15 protein-coding genes and 1 pseudogene are annotated in these 21048 nt (G+C 42.2%); 7 read left to right on the plus strand and 9 right to left on the minus strand.

Annotated features, from left to right (window positions below; genetic code table 11):
* Nucleotides 1-419 (plus strand): zinc ribbon domain-containing protein (locus tag FTT71_RS08650; protein WP_180160885.1); only part of this gene is annotated, 419 nt, incomplete at its 5' end.
* Nucleotides 420-527: 108 nt separating this feature from the next.
* Here FTT71_RS08650 and FTT71_RS08655 read toward each other — a convergent pair.
* The 8 genes and pseudogenes from FTT71_RS08655 to FTT71_RS08690 all read right to left on the minus strand — a co-directional run bounded on the left by FTT71_RS08655 (nt 528) and on the right by FTT71_RS08690 (nt 10808).
* A complete protein-coding gene (locus FTT71_RS08655; protein WP_096901398.1) occupies nt 528-1301 on the minus strand; it encodes a ThiF family adenylyltransferase in 774 nt (257 codons plus the stop codon).
* Nucleotides 1302-1369: 68 nt separating this feature from the next.
* Complete coding sequence (locus FTT71_RS08660) at nt 1370-2194, minus strand: TatD family hydrolase (protein ID WP_096901397.1); 825 nt, start codon at nt 2192-2194, stop codon at nt 1370-1372.
* A 1-nt stretch (nt 2195) separates the two neighbouring features.
* On the minus strand, nt 2196-3212 hold the full coding sequence (locus FTT71_RS08665) for an RsiV family protein (protein WP_096901396.1): 1017 nt from the start codon (nt 3210-3212) through the stop codon (nt 2196-2198).
* Nucleotides 3213-3261: 49 nt separating this feature from the next.
* Nucleotides 3262-4077 carry a hypothetical protein gene (locus FTT71_RS08670; RefSeq protein ID WP_004974888.1) on the minus strand — a complete coding sequence of 272 codons (816 nt, stop codon included), beginning with the start codon at nt 4075-4077 and terminating at the stop codon, nt 3262-3264.
* A 167-nt stretch (nt 4078-4244) separates the two neighbouring features.
* A complete protein-coding gene (locus tag FTT71_RS08675) occupies nt 4245-5837 on the minus strand; it encodes a peptide chain release factor 3 (RefSeq protein ID WP_004974887.1) in 1593 nt (530 codons plus the stop codon).
* A gap of 136 nt (nt 5838-5973) precedes the next feature.
* Nucleotides 5974-6210 (minus strand): annotated as a pseudogene (locus FTT71_RS08680) (Fic family protein); the annotation flags it as partial.
* 3 nt (nt 6211-6213) lie between these two features.
* Nucleotides 6214-8280: a bifunctional diguanylate cyclase/phosphodiesterase gene (locus tag FTT71_RS08685; protein ID WP_096901394.1), complete on the minus strand. Its 2067-nt coding sequence runs from the start codon at nt 8278-8280 to the stop codon at nt 6214-6216.
* Between the two features lie 323 nt (nt 8281-8603).
* A complete protein-coding gene (locus tag FTT71_RS08690; protein ID WP_096901393.1) occupies nt 8604-10808 on the minus strand; it encodes a carboxy terminal-processing peptidase in 2205 nt (734 codons plus the stop codon).
* A gap of 194 nt (nt 10809-11002) precedes the next feature.
* Between FTT71_RS08690 and nagZ the strand changes: the two genes are divergently transcribed.
* Nucleotides 11003-12106 (plus strand): beta-N-acetylhexosaminidase, encoded by a 1104-nt coding sequence (gene nagZ / locus FTT71_RS08695; RefSeq protein WP_096901392.1) that lies wholly within the window; start codon nt 11003-11005, stop codon nt 12104-12106.
* 543 nt (nt 12107-12649) lie between these two features.
* Nucleotides 12650-13540, plus strand: coding sequence for a class I SAM-dependent methyltransferase (locus FTT71_RS08700; RefSeq protein ID WP_004974878.1), 891 nt, complete (start codon nt 12650-12652; stop codon nt 13538-13540).
* Nucleotides 13541-13599: 59 nt separating this feature from the next.
* Here the strand turns inward: FTT71_RS08700 and FTT71_RS08705 are convergent, their stop codons facing one another.
* On the minus strand, nt 13600-14934 hold the full coding sequence (locus FTT71_RS08705; RefSeq protein WP_004974874.1) for an alpha/beta fold hydrolase: 1335 nt from the start codon (nt 14932-14934) through the stop codon (nt 13600-13602).
* A gap of 341 nt (nt 14935-15275) precedes the next feature.
* On the opposite strand from FTT71_RS08705, the gene FTT71_RS08710 reads away from it, so the two are divergent.
* The 4 genes from FTT71_RS08710 (at nt 15276) to pta (ending at nt 20890) form a co-directional block, all read left to right on the plus strand.
* Nucleotides 15276-16541 carry a glutamate-5-semialdehyde dehydrogenase gene (locus FTT71_RS08710; RefSeq protein ID WP_096901406.1) on the plus strand — a complete coding sequence of 422 codons (1266 nt, stop codon included), beginning with the start codon at nt 15276-15278 and terminating at the stop codon, nt 16539-16541.
* Nucleotides 16542-16727: 186 nt separating this feature from the next.
* Nucleotides 16728-17138: a hypothetical protein gene (locus tag FTT71_RS08715; protein ID WP_026438428.1), complete on the plus strand. Its 411-nt coding sequence runs from the start codon at nt 16728-16730 to the stop codon at nt 17136-17138.
* Between the two features lie 340 nt (nt 17139-17478).
* Nucleotides 17479-18696, plus strand: coding sequence for an acetate/propionate family kinase (locus tag FTT71_RS08720; RefSeq protein WP_096901391.1), 1218 nt, complete (start codon nt 17479-17481; stop codon nt 18694-18696).
* 55 nt (nt 18697-18751) lie between these two features.
* Complete coding sequence (pta, locus tag FTT71_RS08725) at nt 18752-20890, plus strand: phosphate acetyltransferase (protein ID WP_180160886.1); 2139 nt, start codon at nt 18752-18754, stop codon at nt 20888-20890.
* Nucleotides 20891-21048: the final 158 nt, after the last annotated feature.

Consider the following 21048-nt stretch of genomic DNA (forward strand, 5'->3'; position numbering starts at 1 on the left):
GTAAACGCAACTATGGCAAAAACACCAATAGACGCTTAAATACATGGGCTAAAGGTTTGTTAGCTAATGCCCTAACTTCTATATCTCACCGTAGAGGTTCTACGGTGCATCTAGTCAATTCTGCATATACTTCGCAAAGTGATTCTTTCTTGCATGGCCTTTTAATAGGTACACGTAAGGGAGATCGTTTTCACCGTTTCAATGGGGAAGTTGTGCAAGCTGATTGGAATGCTGCGAGAAACGTGCTTGCAAGATTAAACGACAATGAGATAAGTCGTTATACGCCTTACAAAACTGTAAAGCGTATATTGCAAGAACGGACTGACCGCTACAAGTCGGAACTGACCGACTCAGGCTCTAGTTACACGCTTGGCAACAAGACATTAACAGAGTGCGAATTAGTCCTTGACTATGTTTGAATACATTTTAAGGAACAGCAGCAGCTACAACGACCTACTGAATAAAGTCATTGGCGATGTGCAAAATCAAAGAACTTTTTTATAAGCCATGCCTCGCATGGCTTTGATTTATGTATTTTTAGCCTGTAAGGCATCTAACTTTTTCAACACTTCTGCCACAGCTACCATCGCAAAACTGGACGTGACCACCACCGCCGAACCATAGCCGCCACAGCGCAAGCCTGCGCTTGGGCATACATCGGCACTAGAAAATGGATTGTCGATGGAATACACACAGGTAATCCCAAACTTTTCTTTTGGCTTTTTACAAATACCTTTGCTGCGTAATTGGGCGCGCAATTTGGCCAACATTGGGTCTTGTTCGGTTTTAGATAAATCTGCCACTCGAATTTTCAACGGATCAAGTTTGCCACCTGCACCACCCGAAACAATCAGTGGAATCTTGTTAAAACGACAATGCAGCATCAACGCTAGTTTAGCTTTTACGTCATCAATGCAATCTAAAATCAAATCAGGTGCAGTCGCCAATAACGCTTTGACGTTATCTGGACTGAGGTAATCATCGACCAAATTAATTTTGATACGTGGATTAATAGAACGGCAACGCTCTGCCATGACATTAATTTTTTCATGCCCCAAGGTTGAGCTCATGGCAGGCAATTGACGGTTAATGTTAGATGCTGCGACCACATCCATATCCACCAATGTCAGCTCGCCGATACCCGTACGTGCCAACGCCTCAACCGCCCAAGAGCCGACACCGCCAATTCCTATCACCATGACATGACTTTGGGCATAATGCTGAAAAGCACTGTCGCCATAAATTTTGGCCACACCTGCAAAACGGCGTTCATATTCATCATCTTGAAGAAGATCTGTCATGCTGCAATCAAATTTAATTTCAAAGTGTGGGCATTTTACTGCGTTTCGCAGACTTCGTGTTGTTTCATCTAAAGTTTAGGCAGGTCTAATACTTGAACACTATTCTGCCAAAGCTGTGCGGCTAAAGTTTGCGGTGCAATATCTAAACAATCCGCTAAACCTTCAAGCACATAAATCAGGTTCGCAGGGGTATTTCGGGTTCGTGATTGAGTATCTGTCTGACAACATAAAGGCGTCATATCGGGGCAGTCGGTTTCCAAAACCAAATGTTCAGCACCAATTTCCTGCACAACACGGCGCAGTTTTTTTGCATTGGGATTGGTAATCTGCCCTGTCACACCAATTTTAAAGCCCAATTTGATCAGTGCTTTGGCTTCTTCTACCCCACCGCTAAAAGCATGTGCAATGCCACCAAACTGAAATTGTTGCTGTTTGAGTATTTTTAAGGTTTCGGCATGAGCCTTACGAATATGTAGCAGTACAGGTTTTTGTCGATGGCGTGCGATTTCCAATTGCGCGGCAAAAAAATCTTGCTGCTTTTGAAACGCTTCAGGCTGTTTATGTTCAACCAAAAAAGTGTCTAAGCCAATTTCACCCACCGCGACACAATGCTGTTGTTGCAAAAACTGTTCTAAATCTTGTAAATGTTGGTCTTGATGTTGTTCGATATAAAAAGGATGCAAGCCTGGTGCAAGATGACTTTGTGGCACATGCTCAAGTTGGTTTAAAAACTGTTGTGTAGAGATTAAATCTTGAAAACGTGATTGTACAAAGCCAATCAGTACCAAATGTTCTACGCCTGCTGCCTTGGCCGCATACGCCAATTGCTCCCGATCTGAGTCAAAATCAGGTACATCAAAATGGGTATGCGTATCAAACAGCGCAATGCTCATATTAAGATTTCGCTTTGGTTGTGTTTACTGCACTGGCTTCGGCAGATTTTGCGGTTGCTTCAGAGGCTGCTTCTGTTACAGGCAAATACGCAGCTTTTAAAATCCCCTGCAGTTCTGCATACGGAATGGTTAAACGCGGTAAACCAACGACATAAGGGCCTATTTCATATTCTGCGTATTGCAGAATTAAACCCTGTTGACCTAAATAGTAATTTTCCGACAGCTTAAATTTCCACGCTTGTTCATATTCTTGCACATTGGTGGAAAGTTCAGATGCGATGACCCATTGTTTAAACGCTTCGTAGGCTTTGCGCTCCAATTGTGGACGCTGCTTCTCTAACAGAATGTCATTTAACAATACTAATTTTTTCTGTTCTAAATCAAAATTATAGTATTGCTGTGCCGATGCACCATGCGCTCCTCCCAAATAACTACTGCTATTCAGTACCACGGTTGCCAAAGGCTGATCTGCATTCAAAATTTTAGGCTTAATCATCAAACTGATTTTATGATTTGAGCTTAAAGCTTTCAGTTCCTGATCAAGTACCAAAAAGCTTTGCACATAAGGCACAGTTTGTTTTTCTAATTTTTGCGCCAAAGTTTCCACTTGTGCAATGGCTGCTGCAGTGGGGTTGCTGGCAGGTGCATCTGCAGCACTGGCTGCTGTATTTTCACTGGCTGCATTCTCAACTGCTATAGCCTCAGAAGCCGCCTGCTGTGGTGCAATTTCTAAAATTTGTGCCAATTCTTGAATAATTTTCTGATCAATAAAATGGTCGATAAAGGCCTGATTACTATTCAAACGCTCAATTGAAATTTCAGGGCAGTTATTCCCTTCACATTTAGGCAACGACAAATTCAGTTTTTCAGTATCCCCGACCAGTTTTAAGCTTTGTTGTTCCGCCTGCGTCTGCTCTGGCTCGACTGTTTCTGGTTCGGTTTTCTTTGGCTGACATGCAGTAATCCCTAGCGTTGTAATTAAAATACTGATCGCCAAAATACTTTTATTTTTCAACATGGATCCAACCTTGATTTCATCTATTTTTGCTTGTCACCGTACTCACCTACTAAAACATAGATGGATAGATGTCTGCTTTTAAAACTTGTTGTGTTTGTGCTTTGCTTAGGTAAATATCTAACTGCGTGCCATCTTTGACAATTTCATGGGTGCGATAATGCAATCCTAAGCCCTGATCATCAAAAAACCAATCTGCCTGCCCCCAGTATAATTTGGCAGGTGCTGCTTTTTGCACGTCACTGCTTTGTGTTTTGAGCCAATCCTGATAGGCCTGCTGTACAAAAGTATTCATACGGGTTTGTTGTTTGGCATCAATCACATCTAAAACAGACAAGGCTTTTTGCTGCTTCCGATCTGCCACAAAGAAATAATAGCGTTCCTTGACTTGCGTGCCTTCCTGTTTGCTATCTACCCCGACTTGCAACAAAACATATTGATTGCGTTGATATGCCATACGGGTGTACATCGCCAATTCATAAGCTTTATTTTGATCTAATTGTGCCTGCCAAGCATCGGATTTTTTCACATAGGCATCTACGGCTTGCTGCAAATTCATGTTTTGTTTTAAGCCAATTTGGTCTTGAATCACCATGGCCTGATTTTTTGCAATCCAACTGTTGAGCCATGTATCTTGGGTATTTAAAGTTTGTACTTCTAATTCAATGCAGTTTTTATTTTCACAAAATGGCAAGGCAATTTCTGCCGCCTGTTGCTTGATATTCAAATACGGTAAAACATCCGCTTGATCTTTCTGAAAAATAGACGTTTGCTCATCTGAGTTTTGATCTTGTTTAGATGAGTCACAGGCGCTAAGCAAAACCATCCCGCTCAAAATTGCACCCAGATAAACCGATTTTTGCTGCATGATTTCCCCAATTCATTTATCAAAAATAATCTTTAATCTTTTACCGCCCCCATAATAAAACAGCTTCCTAAAGAAGCTGTTTTAATTTTGAAACTTTTAGGCATGCCGAACATTCATCTGCGCTACGCTGATTGCATCTGCCAGATTAAGCATCATCAACCTGAGGCTTAGTGCTCGCGTGTATTTCTAAACTCAATGTCAGGGTAACGCTCTTGCATTAACTGTAAATTCACACGACTTGGCGCGAGATAAGTTAAGTGACCACCACCATCGACAGACAACTGATCGTGGGCTTTTTTCTTAAATTCGTTAAACTTTTTCTCATCGGCACAAGACACCCAGCGTACCGTGTTGATGCTGACAGGCTCGTAAATACAATCGACTTTGTATTCTTCTTTCAGGCGATAGGCGACGACTTCAAACTGTAGCACACCAACAGCACCTACGATTAAATCATTGCTGTTTTGTGGCATAAAGACTTGCGTTGCACCTTCTTCTGAAAGCTCTTTAAGGCCTTTTTGCAGCTGTTTGGACTTCAATGGGTCTTTCAAGCGTACACGACGGAACATTTCAGGTGCGAAGTGCGGAATCCCTGTAAATTGCAACTTTTCACCCGAAGTGAAGGTATCGCCAATTTGAATCGTCCCGTGGTTATGTAGACCAATAATGTCGCCCGGCCAAGCTTCTTCGAGGTGCTGACGGTCACCTGCCAAGAAGGTCAAGGCATCGCTGATACGTACATCTTTATCAATACGTACATGCTTCATTTTTAAGCCTTTTTCATACTTGCCTGAACAGATTCGCATGAAAGCAATACGGTCACGGTGCTTCGGATCCATATTGGCCTGAATTTTAAAAACAAAACCACTAAAGCCTTCTTCATTGGCTTCTACAATACGGTCTTGCGTTGGATGTGCTTTTGGCGGCGGCGCATATTCACTGAATGCATTCAATACATGATCTACACCGAAGTTACCCAAAGCCGTACCAAACAGCACTGGTGTTTGACGACCCGCTAAAAACTCTTCACGGTCTAAAGGCTCATTCGCCATTTGTACCAATTCAAGTGATTCTTCAAATGCCGCCCATGCCAATTCACCTACTTTTTCACGTAGGTCTGCATGGTTATAGCCATCACGTACTTCAATTTCAGGAATGGTTGAACCAAAACCTGATTTGTACACATAAAACTTTTCTTCGATGAGGTTAAACACCCCTGCGAAATCACGCCCTGTACCCATTGGCCAAGTGATTGGCACACACTTAATTTTGAGGACATTTTCAATTTCATCCAACAACTCTAATGGTTCACGAATTTCGCGGTCCATTTTGTTGACGAATGAAATGATGGGTGTGTCACGCATACGACACACATCCATTAATTTAATGGTACGGTCTTCGACACCTTTCGCACCATCAATCACCATCAGTGCAGAGTCCACCGCAGTTAGAGTGCGGTAAGTATCTTCAGAGAAATCTTCGTGCCCTGGGGTATCGAGCAGGTTAATCATTTTGTCTTTATACGGGAATTGCATCACCGAAGTTGTAATGGAAATACCACGTTCTTTTTCCATTTCCATCCAGTCAGATGTTGCGCCACGATCTGACTTACGGCTTTTTACCATCCCTGCAACTTGAATGGCTTGTCCCCATAACAGCAGTTTTTCTGTCATGGTGGTTTTACCAGCATCGGGGTGGGAAATAATCGCGAAAGTACGTCGCTGTGCGACCTGCGCCGCTAACTCATCTTTAAAACTCATGCAAGACACCTACTGCAGAACCGCAGTGTATAAGATCAAAATGATCAATATGAAAAATTGGCGTAATTGTAGCAGATTTGAATCAAATTTTATTGATTGTTGATATGTTCTAATTTATCCACAACTGAGAATATAGTTATTTTTTCAATCTATACTTTTGCTTTTGGCTTTTCGGTTTTTCTGGAATCGTACGTTCAATCAAACCTACTTCTATGGCAGGATTCATATCGTTCTTTTGGAATGTTGCGCTATGAGTTAAACCTAACAACTGCATCAACTCAGCCAAACTATATTCATCTTGTTTCATCACTGAAATTAAACGCTGGACTTGGTCGCTCACTTGTACGCTATCTTGAGCGGTAGCATGATCGCTAGCTTAAGCCGAATGTTTAAACAGCTCTTCTAAACGCTCAACATCCATTGGTAAGCCTAATAAGTAGCCCTGTAATTGCTGACAGCCTAAACGGGTTAAAATCTCAGCTTGCAATGGCGTTTCCACCCCTTCAGCGGTCACAGTTAAACCCAGTTTAATGGCTAACTGAATAATACTTTCTAAAATTAATTCTTCTTTGCTGTCCAAACACAAATCTAAAATAAAAGCACGGTCAATTTTCAACTCATCGACTGGCAATTTTTTCAAATACAAGAAACTCGAATGTCCTGTACCAAAATCATCAATCGCCAATTGAATCCCCATTTGACGCAAACGCTCAAAACTACGAATACTCGATTCAATATGATGCATTGCTGTACTTTCAGTCACTTCAATCATCAGGTGATGGGGTTGAATCTCATAGCGTTTAAACAAGTTTTCTAACGTCGAAAATAAGTGTTTATGTTCAAACTGCACTGCCGATAAATTCACAGCCACAGGAAATAACGGTGCACCCGATCTTTCCCAAATTTGAATTTGTTTAAAGGCTTCTTCTAGCGTCCAATAGCCAATTTGAATAATCAACCCCGTCTTTTCAGCCCCTTTAATAAACATATTTGGGGTAAGTAAACCATGTACGGGGTGATACCAACGAATTAAAGCTTCTACGCCACAAATTTTATGGTCAGCGGCTTTAAACTTTGGCTGATAGAACAACGCAAATTGTTGTTGTTCAACCGCTTTATATAAATCATTAATCAACTTACTTTGGCTTTTGGCCTCAAGTAACTCCAGATCATAATTAAATACCGAACTGGTGTTACGCCCCTGATATTTAGAGGTCAGCATCGCCGCATCAGCATTCATTAAAATATCTTGCAAATTGGTGCCATGCTCTGGATACATCGCAATGCCAATACTGCCTGAAATATTAATGACCTTGCCTGCAATTAAGAAACTTTGCTGAATCAGTTCTAATATTTTTTCAGAAATGACAGTGGCTTCTGCAATGTCGGTATGTTCAATCACCAAAAGAAATTCATCGCCACCAATTCTTAATAACTGGGTATTTTCGCCCAAGTGGGATTGCACACGTTTAGACAACTGAATCAGCAATTGATCGCCAACATGATGCCCAAATACGTCATTCACCGCTTTAAAGCGGTCTAAGTCGATATACAAAAATGCAATTTTAGTGTTTTTTTGCCGATGCTCAGAAAAAAGCAATTGTGCATATTCAGCTAAATATAAACGGTTGGGCAATTTGGTCAGGTTATCTTTGACTGCCTGATTGGCCAATTCACGGTTGGCTAAAGACAATTGTCTGCTTTTTTCTTCTAAGCGCAGCTCCAGCAGAGATACGCCCACCGCAGCAGCAAAAATCAGACTGGTCACTAAAATAACCACCAACAGAGCTGGCCCTTGCCCGATCTGGAAGTGCCCTGATTGAGGCAAATCTGCTGTAGAGTAAAAATGCAGTGCTTCCATGCCTATATAGTGCATGGCAACAATGCTCAGACTCATGAGCACCGCAATGAAAATTTTATATTGTGCCTGACGCCCCATTCTGCACTTGGAATGAAACATAAACCAAAAGGTAAGTATTGCTCCGCCAATGGCCACTAATACAGACAGCAAAACAATGGTAGGATCATAATAACTACGGTAGCCTTCTACCTGAATTCCCATCATGCCCGTATAGTGCATGCCTGAAATACCCAACCCCATTAAAATGCCGCTCAGGATCAAACGCGCCACAGGCAAGGTCGATTGCGTGGTCAGCCAAACCGCAAACGTAGAGGCGATAAATGCAATAACAAAAGATAGGGTCGTAAAGCTAAGATCAAATTGATACGGTGCAGGTAACTGGCAGGCCAACATGCCCACAAAATGCATACTCCACACTGCCGCACCCAGCAGCAAACCACTCATGATTAATGCAATTTTTTTTAGTTGTTGTTGTACATTTTGAAAAAGCATTTGCCCAACAGACACTGCAAAATAGCAGGCCAATACTGAGATTGCTACCGAGCCAATTACCAAGCTCAGATCATAATGTACATGCATCATTAGATGTATCCATCTCTGTCATATTTTATTGTTTTTCGGCTACTCAATCTCACACTCTCTTATAAATAATAACTAAAAAGCAACCTGAACGACGGATTGATCTAGCAAAGACTGCATTGACTTAAGAGTCTAATACTATTCCGCTTTGGTCAATAGTCAAATATATAATATGTCATCATGAAATAATGGCAATTCAAAACTGCTAAAAATAGCTGTCTGACTCAAAGCTATATGCATCTTGTCACTTTACTTTTCGCTTTAGGATGAAAAAAACCAGCAACTTTTCGCTGCTGGTTCTATTTGATTAAGATTCTAACATTGTTTTAAGGTTGATTCGGCTCAGAAACACCTTTTTGTAACATGGCATAGTCTTGCAACACCTGCGCTGCTTCAATCACAAAAGCTTCTTCCTCAGGTAAAGCAGGGCGTTGTGCCGCTTTCATTTTGGCACGCGCTTCTGCCAAAGCATCAATAGATGCCTGATAGCTTTCCCAATTAGCAAATGGTTTCAAACCTGTTTCCTGACGGCGTTTGTTTTCCGCAGTCAGCGTTTGTTGCTCCAAAGCTAACAACTCTGCTCTGCGTTGTTCAATATCTAACACAATGCTTTTGCGATCTTCAGTTTGTTTGGCAATTTGCTTACGTTGTTCCAAATATTGAAATTGTGGATCAAGCGTGACACGTTGCTGTGACAATTGACCCAACTTGGTGATGTATGGCTGTACTGAACCTTCACGCTTAAATGGCGCAGTTGGAATGGTATCCCACTTCAAAGCATTTTTCGCTTTGCGTTCACCAAACTCCTCATTGTAAATATCCACCAGTTTAATGTCAGGAATCACACCTTTGTTTTGGGTACTTCCACCTGTAATACGGTAGAACTTACGTTGAGTTAAGGTCGCCTGCCCATAGGCTAAGGTGTCGAGTTGTACCTGCGCTGTACCTTTACCTGTGGTGGTGCTACCAATCACAATCCCGCGCTGATAGTCCTGAATTGCAGCAGAGTAAATTTCACTGGCCGAAGCAGAAGCAAGGTTAATCATCACTGCCAATGGGCCTGCATAAGTCTGTGCACCGCCATCGTCATCTTCAAATACGCTCACGTTGCCATTGCCATCACGAATTTGCACTACAGGGCCTGATTTGATTACTTGCCCAAGCATACGTGCCACTTCTTCTAGTGAACCGCCAGGGTTGTTACGTAAATCGACAATAATCCCTGCGACATTTTTGGCCGCCAAACTTTTCAGGGCATTGTTGGTATCTTCCGACACCGAGCGATATTCATTACCTGCACGACGCGCACGGTAATTCAAATAAAACGATGGAATTTCAATCACACCATAGGTATAAGTTTGACCATCACGTTTGATGTCAATCGTTCGTGAGCGAACTCCCGCATCTTCTTCCTGAATCACATCACGCACAATGGTCACATTACGCGCCTGATTCATCGCCGCACCCGCACCCAACAAACGCACAGTGACTTTGGTGCCACGTTTACCGCGAATCAGCCCCACAATTTCATTGCTCGGCCAACCCACAACATCCACCATTTTTTCGCCATCTTGCGCCACACCAATAATGCGGTCACCCGATTTCACCTGCCCTGTTTTACTGGCAGGGCCACCTTCAACAATGGTTTCAATTTTAGTGTAGTCTTCATTGCCTCGTTCAGGACGAATCGACACCCCAATCCCTTCAAGCTGCAAAGTCGTTTGACGATTCAGCTCCATCGCATCAACAGGTGGGAAATAATTGCTGTGCGGATCATAAGTCAGCATCATCGCATTCAAAGTTTTATCCAGCACATCATCGCTCTTTAAACGATCCATGCGCTCTAACTGACGAGTATAACGCTTAGTTAAAGTCTGCACTGGAGTCAAATCTTCTGGACTTGCCAAATCCTGACCATTGGTCAATTCAGGGTTATCTTTAATGGCTTTTTGTTTTGCCAATTCTTCTTCTTTGCTAATGGTCAGGTTAATGAGCTGTGACACCAACATTTTTTGCCAATGCTTACGCATTTCTGCTTCAGTATTAAAGAACGGTGCTTTTTCCCGATCTGTTTCAATCGTGACATTTGGCTGTTTTAAATTTTGTGGTTTTTTCAGCTCTGCCAACATGAAATGATAAAACTGTTTTAAGCGTTCACGATACTGTGCATGAATTTGATACGGCCCCGCCAAATTGCCTGCTTTTAATGAAGCGCCAAATGTTGCTGCATATTGTTTGCGGTATTGCTCAACTTCTTTAGCCAAAAACAAAGTATGGTCTGGGTCTAAACTGTCGATATAAAAATCAAAAATGCGCTGCGACGTTGCGGCATCTAAACGCTGATTTAAATAATGCTGACGATCGACCAAGGTCGCCAATTGACGCGAAACCAAAGCTTGTTCCTGCGTCGGCACAATACTGTTAGCAACGACAGCGGTATTATTGGCTGCAATTGCCTCGTTAATGGCGTGAGAAAAGAAAAAACCGCCAGTTGCTATTGCAACCGCACAAGCGATGGTTTGAAGTTTCATAAAAATATTTACGTCCTTGGTTTTTGACCAATCTCTGCTTTTCACAATGAATTGAGCAGATTCAAAATCTTATACAACTTAATTTGGATCTGTCGTGTAGTTTTATCATAATCTGTGCTGTCAAAATGTAGCAAATCATTGCAGAATTCAGGTATTGTTTTTTTATTGATAAAAATCGAATACGGACACCCAATATGATTGGCGCATTGATGCTCGACATCGCTGGCACAGAACTTACTCAAGAAGATATTGAACTATTAAGCGCTCCGCAAGTCGGTGGAGTCATTTTATTTGCCCGAAATATCCAATCTCCTGCGCAAGTACGCGCCTTGACCGACCACATGCGTCAGGTACGCCCTGATATTTTAATTGCAGTCGATCAGGAAGGCGGACGCGTACAACGCTTAAAACAAGGTTTTACCCTATTGCCTGCTATGGGTAGATTTGGCGAGTTATACCAAAACGAACCTGAACGTGCCTTAGATTTAGCCGAAGAATGTGGCTGGTTGATGGCCACCGAAGTATTAGCCGTAGGCATTGATTTTAGTTTTGCACCCGTTTTAGATTTAAATGACATCAGTGATGTCATTGGAGATCGTGCTTTTGCTGCGCGTCCTGTCGATATTATTGCTTTGGCAGATGCTTTTTTACGTGGAATGCATCGTGCAGGAATGGCAACCACAGGCAAACACTTTCCTGGACATGGATCGGTTAAAGCAGACTCTCACGTTGCTGCCGCGATAGATTCACGTTCTTTTGCCGAAATTCAACAACAGGATATGCAAACCTTTATCCAACTGCAAAATCAACTGGATGCGCTCATGCCTGCGCATGTCATTTATGATCAGGTCGATCCGAACCCTGCAGGTTTTTCTGAGTTTTGGTTACAGCAAGTGCTTCGCAAAGACTTGGACTATGATGGTGTACTCTTTTCGGATGATTTAAGCATGCAGGCGGCTTGTGTAGCAGGCGATGCCGATGCACGTATTCATGCCGCTTTGCTTGCAGGCTGTGACATGGGATTGGTCTGCAACAACCGTGCTGCACAACGATTGGCTTTAAATGCGATTGCCGATTTACCCTTGCCGAATCAGGCACGTTTAGAACGCATGCGCGGTAAAATCCCTGAGCTTAGTGCAGAGTTTAGCATTGCTGAAGTTTTAGACTTGGGTGATGAATGGCGAAGCGTCCGTGATCGTATCTTGGTATTTAAAGAACAAAGTGCCACGCTACTGGCAGCACAAACTAGTCACGACCCGACCAATTATTCAAGTACCACTAAAAACGCTGCGACTTGAGATCACCACAAACTAACTAGGGTCTGTTGACAATTCGTCTATGTTTGCGACGACACATATTTTTTAGCTGATATAAGGCATGGGACAGGAAATTTAGTCATTCTAAATGACTGGCACATAACGCAATAGCAGCAAAAAATATGCTCGCCCCCTTGCGCAGCAAACAAAGCAACGCTTTGTTCTTGCTCATGTGGCTAAAACTTTCTCAGATTGCGTTATGGAACTTGAAAATAGGTCCACTATTCCCTGCGTTTTATGCCTGATCTGCTCAGTTTTAGCCTACAGCGCAAGCCATTTATGAAATGTCAACAGACCCTATACGCCTTCACTTTTTCACAGCATTTATACGACAAAGGAACACGACAGCTTATTCCTTTTTGATTATGATAAACTTATTCTATTTTGAGTATATGCCTGACACCGCAGCTTGAGTGTCAAAGCATGCCTAAAAAGACAACGACCACCATACAAACAATTAAGGTCTATACGAAAATGACAAAAACATTGCTGAACAGCAAAATCACGACAGAAAAAAGGACTGAAATGCACAACTCGGATGCCAAGCCAACTCGCTCAGACACGACTGCATTGTCCAAACATCGGCATATTTCTTTTACCGCACATTATACGGGATATATCTGGTATCAAAGGGGGATTTCACATCCTGTATTTGCGACCCGAAAAGGCAAGTTTTTAGCCAAATTGGTACATCCTTTAGAAAACTGGGCAGAACGTCATGTGGGCGGCAGTATGCGCAGCACCCTCAAACAACGTCACCAAATGATTGATGCACACTTAACCGCACTGATTCAGCAACATCCGCAATTACAAGTGCTCGAAATTGCATCTGGGCTGTCACCACGCAGCTGGAACTTTCGACAAAAATATCCTGAACTGAATTACCGTGAACTGGATTTGCCTGATATGGCGCAAATTAAAACTCAAGCGTTACGACAAATTGACCACGACGCACCTGAAGTTCTCACCGCCGATATTTTTAGTGAATCCTTTCAACAGGCCTTTGAATATTTTGATCACTCGCAGCCCTTAGTAATTATTAGTGAAGGTTTAATTAACTACTTCAGCAAAGACATGCTACAACAGCTGTTAAATGGCATGTGTAACTACACCCAAGACTTTCCAGAACTGCATTATTTAACCGATATTTACCCTGAACCCGTCAAAAACAAGCTCGCCAATTTTATTTGGAACTGCAGCCGATTATTGAAATTTATGTCACGCAGTGCTTTCACCTTTCACTTTCAATCTCCGCAGGAATTAACTCAGTTTTTTCAAAATGCAGGTTTTGAGCAAGTGCAGCTACAACAACCACAACTGTATTTTTCCAACAGCTCTTTAGAAAAAACAACCGCAGAACATTTAGGCGATTTAGTCTGGATGGTTCATGCCTACAAAAAAAATAGCGTGGTTTAACACGCTATTTTGATTCTATTTTCTTTGGATAATTTTAAACCAAGCACTGATTTTATCTACTAACGGGCATATTCCAAATTTTGTGCAGCCGCTTTTTGACGTTCCACATAACGCAACAAACGTTCTGCCACCTCAAAACTACCATGCTTAAATAATGCGCGTAGTTGCTGCCCTTGGCTTTCAAAAATTAAACATTCAATGCTAAAACTGCCTTCCTCATCCTGTAATTCTAAGGCCATATCTCGTTCAAACTGTGCTGCTTGTGCCGCCAACGCAGCATTTTCAAAATCAAGCAATACACCAAAGAAGTTTAAATCGACAATGTGCGTGGCAATTTTCAAATCAGAATGACGATACTGCAAATGACTTTGCGGATTTTGCACCCGAATACGCGCTTCTCCACGGCGTTCCATCGTCAATAGTTGCGCACGTGTCATTGGAATAATGCCATCTAAGTCCTGAATAGATTCATCGCTTAAAAAGGTCGCAAATAAATTCATGGTTTCTTTACGGCGCTGTAATTGCGGCACATGATCTGCATTGGCAATCATGGCAAATTCCATGTTCGGGCACTGTAAGGCAAAATTGGCATTTTCATGCGGCAAGGTAAAACTGTCATATTGCCCACACGCCACCAAAACCTTACATTGCGGAATAGGCACATTGGTTAACCGCAATAAACGGTTGCAGTTCACATCGTAGCGATCTTGCTCTGTAGCGGTAAAGTCGGCCATTTGTCGGTAAAACAAACGCTTTGCAGTCGGTGACATGCGAGTTTGTTCCATTTTGGCATGATTGACCAAGTATAAAATCACCGCCTGACCAAATTCATCCATGCGCTGCTCTTTCATTAAATGCAGTGATTCTTCAAGCAACATGCGCCAACTTTTACGGGTCTTTTGCATAACCCCCATTAAAATCATGCGATCAATCAATTCAGGACGCTGATCTGCTAGACACGATGCCACCACCGAACCCAATGACATGCCCATGACGGATACTTTATCTAAGCCGACAATATCCAGCCAATCACCCAACATCTGACCTAAATCATGCAGTTCTAGCGTTCCTGCCGACTCACCTGTTTCCACATTGGTCATTTGCTGATTGGCGCCCATAGATGGCATATCAATTAAAATGATTGGCCCTGCACGAAAAAGCTGCTCGACACAATATTTATATGAATTAAAGTTTTGGAATGCACCACCAATAATCACAATTGGAGTTAAATGTGCGGTTTCTGGCTGAGCAATTGCCATGTATTCCACTTTCCAGCCGTTGATCCAAGTGGTACGAGCGGGTTGTTTAAAGCTGTGTTTATCGTAAATATCAAAAAAACAGACATGCGAACTTGCGTCCTGTACATCCGTGTCCATCTGGATCATGGAATTCATATTCCTTACCTCCATGCGCATTTTATTTTTATTGTGCAAGTGTTCGTCATTGAACGATTACCCACTTATCTGAATTAAAGTGGCATCCTGCTTATTGTTGTGAATGACATCAATGTCGTTATCGCATCATTCTATACAGGTGCTGATTTTATACGCAACATTTTCTATGACCGCTCATCTACTTTTAAATCATAAAGCATTTCAAAATATTAATTTTTGTGATGAAAGCATTGAAAAATATGAAAAGATTGAACAATTTAGTCGATTTTCCGCTGAGACGCTTCATTGTGCAGGCACAGACTGTTAATATCGAGTTGAAATTTCTAAGTGATCAAACCGCTATGCAAGAGTCTATTGAACAATATATGCAAACGGTAGGACAACAAGCACGCCAAGCCTCTCGTGTCTTAGCAAGCGCTTCTACCCAATCTAAAAACAATGCGTTATCGGCTATTTATACGGCATTGGAAAATAGCGAGTCCGCTATTTTAGCTGCCAACCAAATTGATATGACCAAAGGTCGTAACAACAACTTGGATAGCGCACTGCTTGATCGCTTAGAACTTAACCCCGCACGCTTTAAAGGCATGTTACAAGGTCTGAAAGATGTGATTGGTCTCATGGATCCAATTGGTGAAATTACCGATATGGCTTACCGTCCATCTGGTATTCAATTGGGCAAAATGCGTGTACCGCTAGGTGTGGTGGGCATGATTTACGAATCACGTCCAAACGTAACCCTTGAAGCTGCGTCTTTGGCATTAAAATCAGGCAATGCGATTATTTTACGTGGTGGTTCTGAAGCACTGGAATCTAACCAAGCGATTGCTGCCGCGATTCAACACGGCTTAAAAGCATCAGGCTTGCCAGAAACATCGGTGCAAGTGATTAACACCTCAGACCGTGCTGCCGTTGGGCAATTAATTACCATGTCTGAATATGTAGATGTAATTGTGCCACGTGGCGGTAAAAGTCTGATTGAACGCATCAGCAATGAAGCGCGTATTCCAGTGATTAAACATTTGGATGGTAACTGTCACGTATTTGTAGAAGCACAGGCCGATTTACAAAAAGCCCTGCCTATTGCCCTGAATGCAAAAACTCACCGTTATGGCGTCTGTAATGCCATGGAAACATTGTTGGTCGATGAGGCTGTTGCCGCACAATTCTTGCCACGTATTGCCGAGCTATATGCAGAAAAACAAGTCGAATTACGCGGCTGTCCTGCAACCCAAAAGATTTTGGGTACAAGTGTTAAAACAGCAACCGAAGAAGATTGGTACACCGAATATTTAGGCCCAATTTTGGCAGTTAAAGTGGTTTCAGGAATTGATGAGGCAATTGAACATATCAATAAATATGGTTCACATCATACTGATGCCATTATTACTGAAAACTTTAGTTTGGCGCGTCAATTCTTGGCTGCGGTAGATTCTAGTTCAGTCATGATTAACGCTTCTACACGCTTTGCTGATGGTTTTGAATATGGTTTAGGTGCTGAAATTGGAATCTCTACCGATAAAATTCATACCCGTGGCCCTGTCGGTTTGGAAGGTTTAACCTCACAAAAATGGATCGTGTTTGGCGATGGTCAAATCCGCCAATAAAATCCATCTGTAATTTTGCAATATCCAAATATAATGTTCAGTTTCACAGGAAGCTGAACATTATTCCCTTCTATTTTTTAGACATTGTTTTAAGACACAGTTCCACTACACATTTCTGCCTCACGCTCACTTAAAATAAAAACACCATCAAGATTAGAAAAATCATCAAAAAGAGTGGCGATGCTTATGTTTTATTATTTGATTATTAGTACCTTTGCTTTAGCACTGTTGGTGTCGTTCATTGTCATGCGTCTGTTTTCCAGCTCCATCAATGCAATTTTGGCGCGTATCATCCACGACCCAATTCATGAAGCATGGGCAAAGTACACCAAATTTGCAGGCATGGTGGTCGGCACATCTTCAGGCATTCGTATTTACGATATGGAAAAATACATTACCCCACTCACCTATGCCGAAAATGACAAAAGAATTGTGATTGAACTGACGCAAGAACGCTGGGTATTGGAAATTTACCGCACCATTATTGAAACCTTACAAGGCTTGGCGTGGATGATGTTGGTGTTTTTTATGGTGGCACTGATTGCTTATGTGATTGTCCGTTGGTCGGAAATTAAATACGCTGCCAAATCAAAATAAACCGACAAAGATTGAGGAAATAATTTAAAACAGTTTGCCACTCGCCTGCAGAATGAAGTGTGCTATGTTAAGAGAATACAACAGGAATTAAGCAGAAATTTTAGACCATCATTTCATGAAAAAATGAAAGTTTCGGGCTGATAAATTTTAATTATTTCTGATTTCATGGTCGATAATGCTTAAGTCTAATCTCCTAAAGTCTATCTAGGAGCAATAAAAAACCCATGATAAAACATACGTAATGATCAAGATTGCAACACAATAGATTGCCGTTTGCCATATCTTGCAATGCAGCTTGATTGACTAGGGATAACTTCAATTAGAATTCGGGTACATAAAAGTGACTACATCAGTATTAGTGATTAACTGCGGATCTTCTTCTATCAAATATGCGCTTGTATCTGAAAGCGTTGGAGATCGTATCTTTGGTTTGGCAGAAAATCTAGGTTCTGCTGATGCGCGCATTAAAGGCATTACCGCAGGTGGTGAGCCGCTCGAACTTTCTATTCCACATGCTGACCATGAAAAAGCATTGGAAACTATTCTTGGTCGCTTATCTCAATATAAGCCACAAGCCATTGGTCACCGCGTTGTACACGGCGGTACTTTAACCAAAGCAGAATTATTAACTGAAGAAATCGTGCAACGTATTCGTGAAGCAACTCCGCTTGCACCTTTACACAACCCTGCACACTTGGTGGGTATTGAAGCAACAATGCGTTTGTTCCCAGAACTTCCGCAAGTGGCTGTATTTGATACTGCATTCCACCAAACGATGCCTGCTCACGCTTACCGTTATGCAGTGCCTAAATTCTTATATACCGACCACAACGTACGTCGTTATGGCTTCCACGGTACAAGTCACGCATACGTTTCAGAGCGCGGTTCAGAGTTGGCTGGCAGCTTCAAACAAGGTGGCTGGTTAACTGCTCACTTGGGTAACGGTAGCTCGACTTGTGCAATCTGGAATGGTCAAAGTGTAGACACATCGATGGGCCTAACCCCACTTGAAGGTTTGGTGATGGGTACTCGTAGTGGTGATGTAGACCCAAGCTTACACAGCTTCCTTGCAAGCAACTTAGGTTGGGATATCTACAAAATTGACAAAATGCTAAACAGCCAAAGTGGTTTACTTGGTTTGTCAGGCTTATCGAACGACATGCGTACCCTGATTGAAGCATCTGAACAAGGCAACGAAGATGCAACGCTTGCAATTGAAGTATTCTGCTACCGTTTAGCTAAATCTTTAGCTGCACTTAGCTGTGGTTTACCACGCTTAGATGGCTTATTCTTCACAGGTGGTATTGGCGAAAACTCTGCGTACATCCGTGAAAAAACTGTATCTTACTTGCCACACTTTGGCTTTAACTTCAGCAAAGAACGCAATGACAGCTTAAAACGCGGTACTGAAGGTCGTATTGATGCAGGTACAGGCGGTCCACAAATTTGGGTTGTACCAACTGACGAAGAAGGCCGTATTGCGAAAGAAACTGCGCAAGTTGCAGAGGAGCTAAAGTCAGCTGCAAAAAAGTCTGAATGTGACGCTGCGATTGCTTAAGCAATCGTAGTGCTCAGCCACTTTCAATCAGTCCCTTTACGATTTAGAAAAAATTATGAAAACAATACTTTTGGTTCCTACAGAAATTGGTGTTGGTTTAACATCAGCATGTTTAGGTTTAATTTACGCTTTGGAATGCCAAGGCGTAAAAGCAGGTTTCTTAAAGCCTTTTTCACAAGAATTACAACCTGAAGCAGACCGCACAACTGCGTTGTATCGTCACCTGTTCAAGCATGAAACAGTTGAGCCGATTTCTTATACTGCGCTGACTGAGCGTTTAAAAAATGATGAAAATGACGAATTGCTTGAAGATGCAGTTCGTTTACTTCGTGAAATTTCTAAACATCACGATATCATTATTGTAGAAGGCGTGTTGCCAAACGGACGTGATCCATTTGCAACTGAATTGAATGCAAATTTGGCTAAAGCACTTGATGCAAAAGTCATTATTGTCAGCAATGCCGACATCAACAATGCTGTTAAAACAGCGTCAAAAGTAGACAATCAATTACGTTTCTTTGGTGGTGCAACTTGTGAGCGTACTGCGGGCGTATTGTTTATGCGTACCAAAGGTTTACCAGAAGATTCTGCACAAATTCCTGTTACGCTTGATCCAAACTTACGTTTAATTAGCGACACCAACCAGTTTGTCAGCAAAATTCAAACTACACATCCAATGATTGGTAAAGATTGCATGCCAGTGATTGGCTTGGTGCCATTCAGCAATACTTTAAGTGTGCCACGCATGTCGGACTTGGCTGCACACATTTCTGCAGAATGGATTAACCAAGGTGAAGCAGCGCAGCGCCGTGTATTACACAGCAGCTTAATTGCATCGAATATTGAACACGAAATGCATAAATTCGTTGCAGGCGAGCTGATTATCAGTGGTTCTGACCGTGTCGATGTATTGCTTGCCAGTAGCTTAGCCAGCAGCAATGGTATTCCACTTGCAGGTTTGGTGTTAACTGAACATCAAGCACCAAGCGCACAAGCTTTAGAGTTCTGCCAAGCAGCAATGAAAAATGGCTTGCCAATTTTACATACTAAATTGAGCACCTTTGAAACTGCACAACAGTTATTAAACCTGAGCAACGAAATTCCTGTAGATGATACTGAGCGTGCAGAACAAGTTACCCGCTTTGTGGCCAGTCACATCAATGCAGAATGGTTAACCCAATTAATCAGCGATACGCATAAACCACGTTTATCGCCTTCTGCGTTCCGCCATGAATTGGTGCAAAAATCTATTGCAGCGAAAAAACGTATCGTGCTTCCAGAGGGTGATGAGCCACGTACCGTTCAAGCTGCAGCGATTTGTCAATCACGTGGTATTGCCCACTGCGTATTATTGGCAAAACCAGAAGCGGTAGTCGATGTTGCCAAAGCACGCGGTATTGAGCTTCCACACGACTTAGAAATCATTGATCCTGACTTGATTCGTGAAAACTATGTCGAAAAAATGGTTGCGATGCGTAAAGGCAAACTTACTGACGATCAAGCACGTGAACAGCTGCAAGACACTGTCGTATTAGGTACGATGATGTTAGCACTTGATCAGGTTGATGGTTTGGTGTCTGGTGCTGTGCATACTACAGCCAATACAGTTCGTCCCGCATTCCAGCTCATTAAAACTGCACCTGATTATTCATTGGTATCTTCAGTATTCTTTATGCTGTTACCAGATGAAGTATATGTGTACGGTGACTGTGCGATTAACCCAGACCCAGATGCTGAACAATTGGCTGAAATTGCGATTCAATCTGCTGACTCTGCAAAAGCGTTTGGTATTGACACACGTATTGCCATGATTTCTTACTCAACTGGTACTTCGGGTGCAGGTGCTGACGTAGAAAAAGTAGCGAAAGCGACTGAAATTGCGAAACAACGTCGTCCTGACTTACTGATTGATGGCCCATTACAGTACGATGCAGCATCGGTTGAAAGTGTTGGTCGCTCTAAAGCACCAAACTCTCAAGTTGCAGGTCGCGCCAATGTGTTCATTTTCCCTGACTTGAACACAGGTAACACGACGTATAAAGCAGTACAGCGTTCTGCTAACGTGGTGAGTGTTGGCCCAATGCTACAAGGCTTGAACAAGCCAGTGAATGACTTGTCACGTGGTGCATTGGTAGATGACATTGTGTTCACGATTGCATTGACTGCGATTCAGGCAGAGCAACAGTCGAGCTAATCAAATATCTGCCTGATATTCAAATCAGACCATTCAATGATGTAAAAATTGAATGGTCTATTTGTATCTGAACTATGTTTACTGTATCTTTTAGATTCGTTATTTTATGTATACGACTCATTGATATATAAAGTAATTTTTAACTAAAACTTTAAAAA

It is taken from the genome of Acinetobacter sp. YH01004 (genome assembly GCF_013420455.1).
Taxonomy (GTDB): Bacteria; Pseudomonadota; Gammaproteobacteria; order Pseudomonadales; family Moraxellaceae; genus Acinetobacter; species Acinetobacter towneri.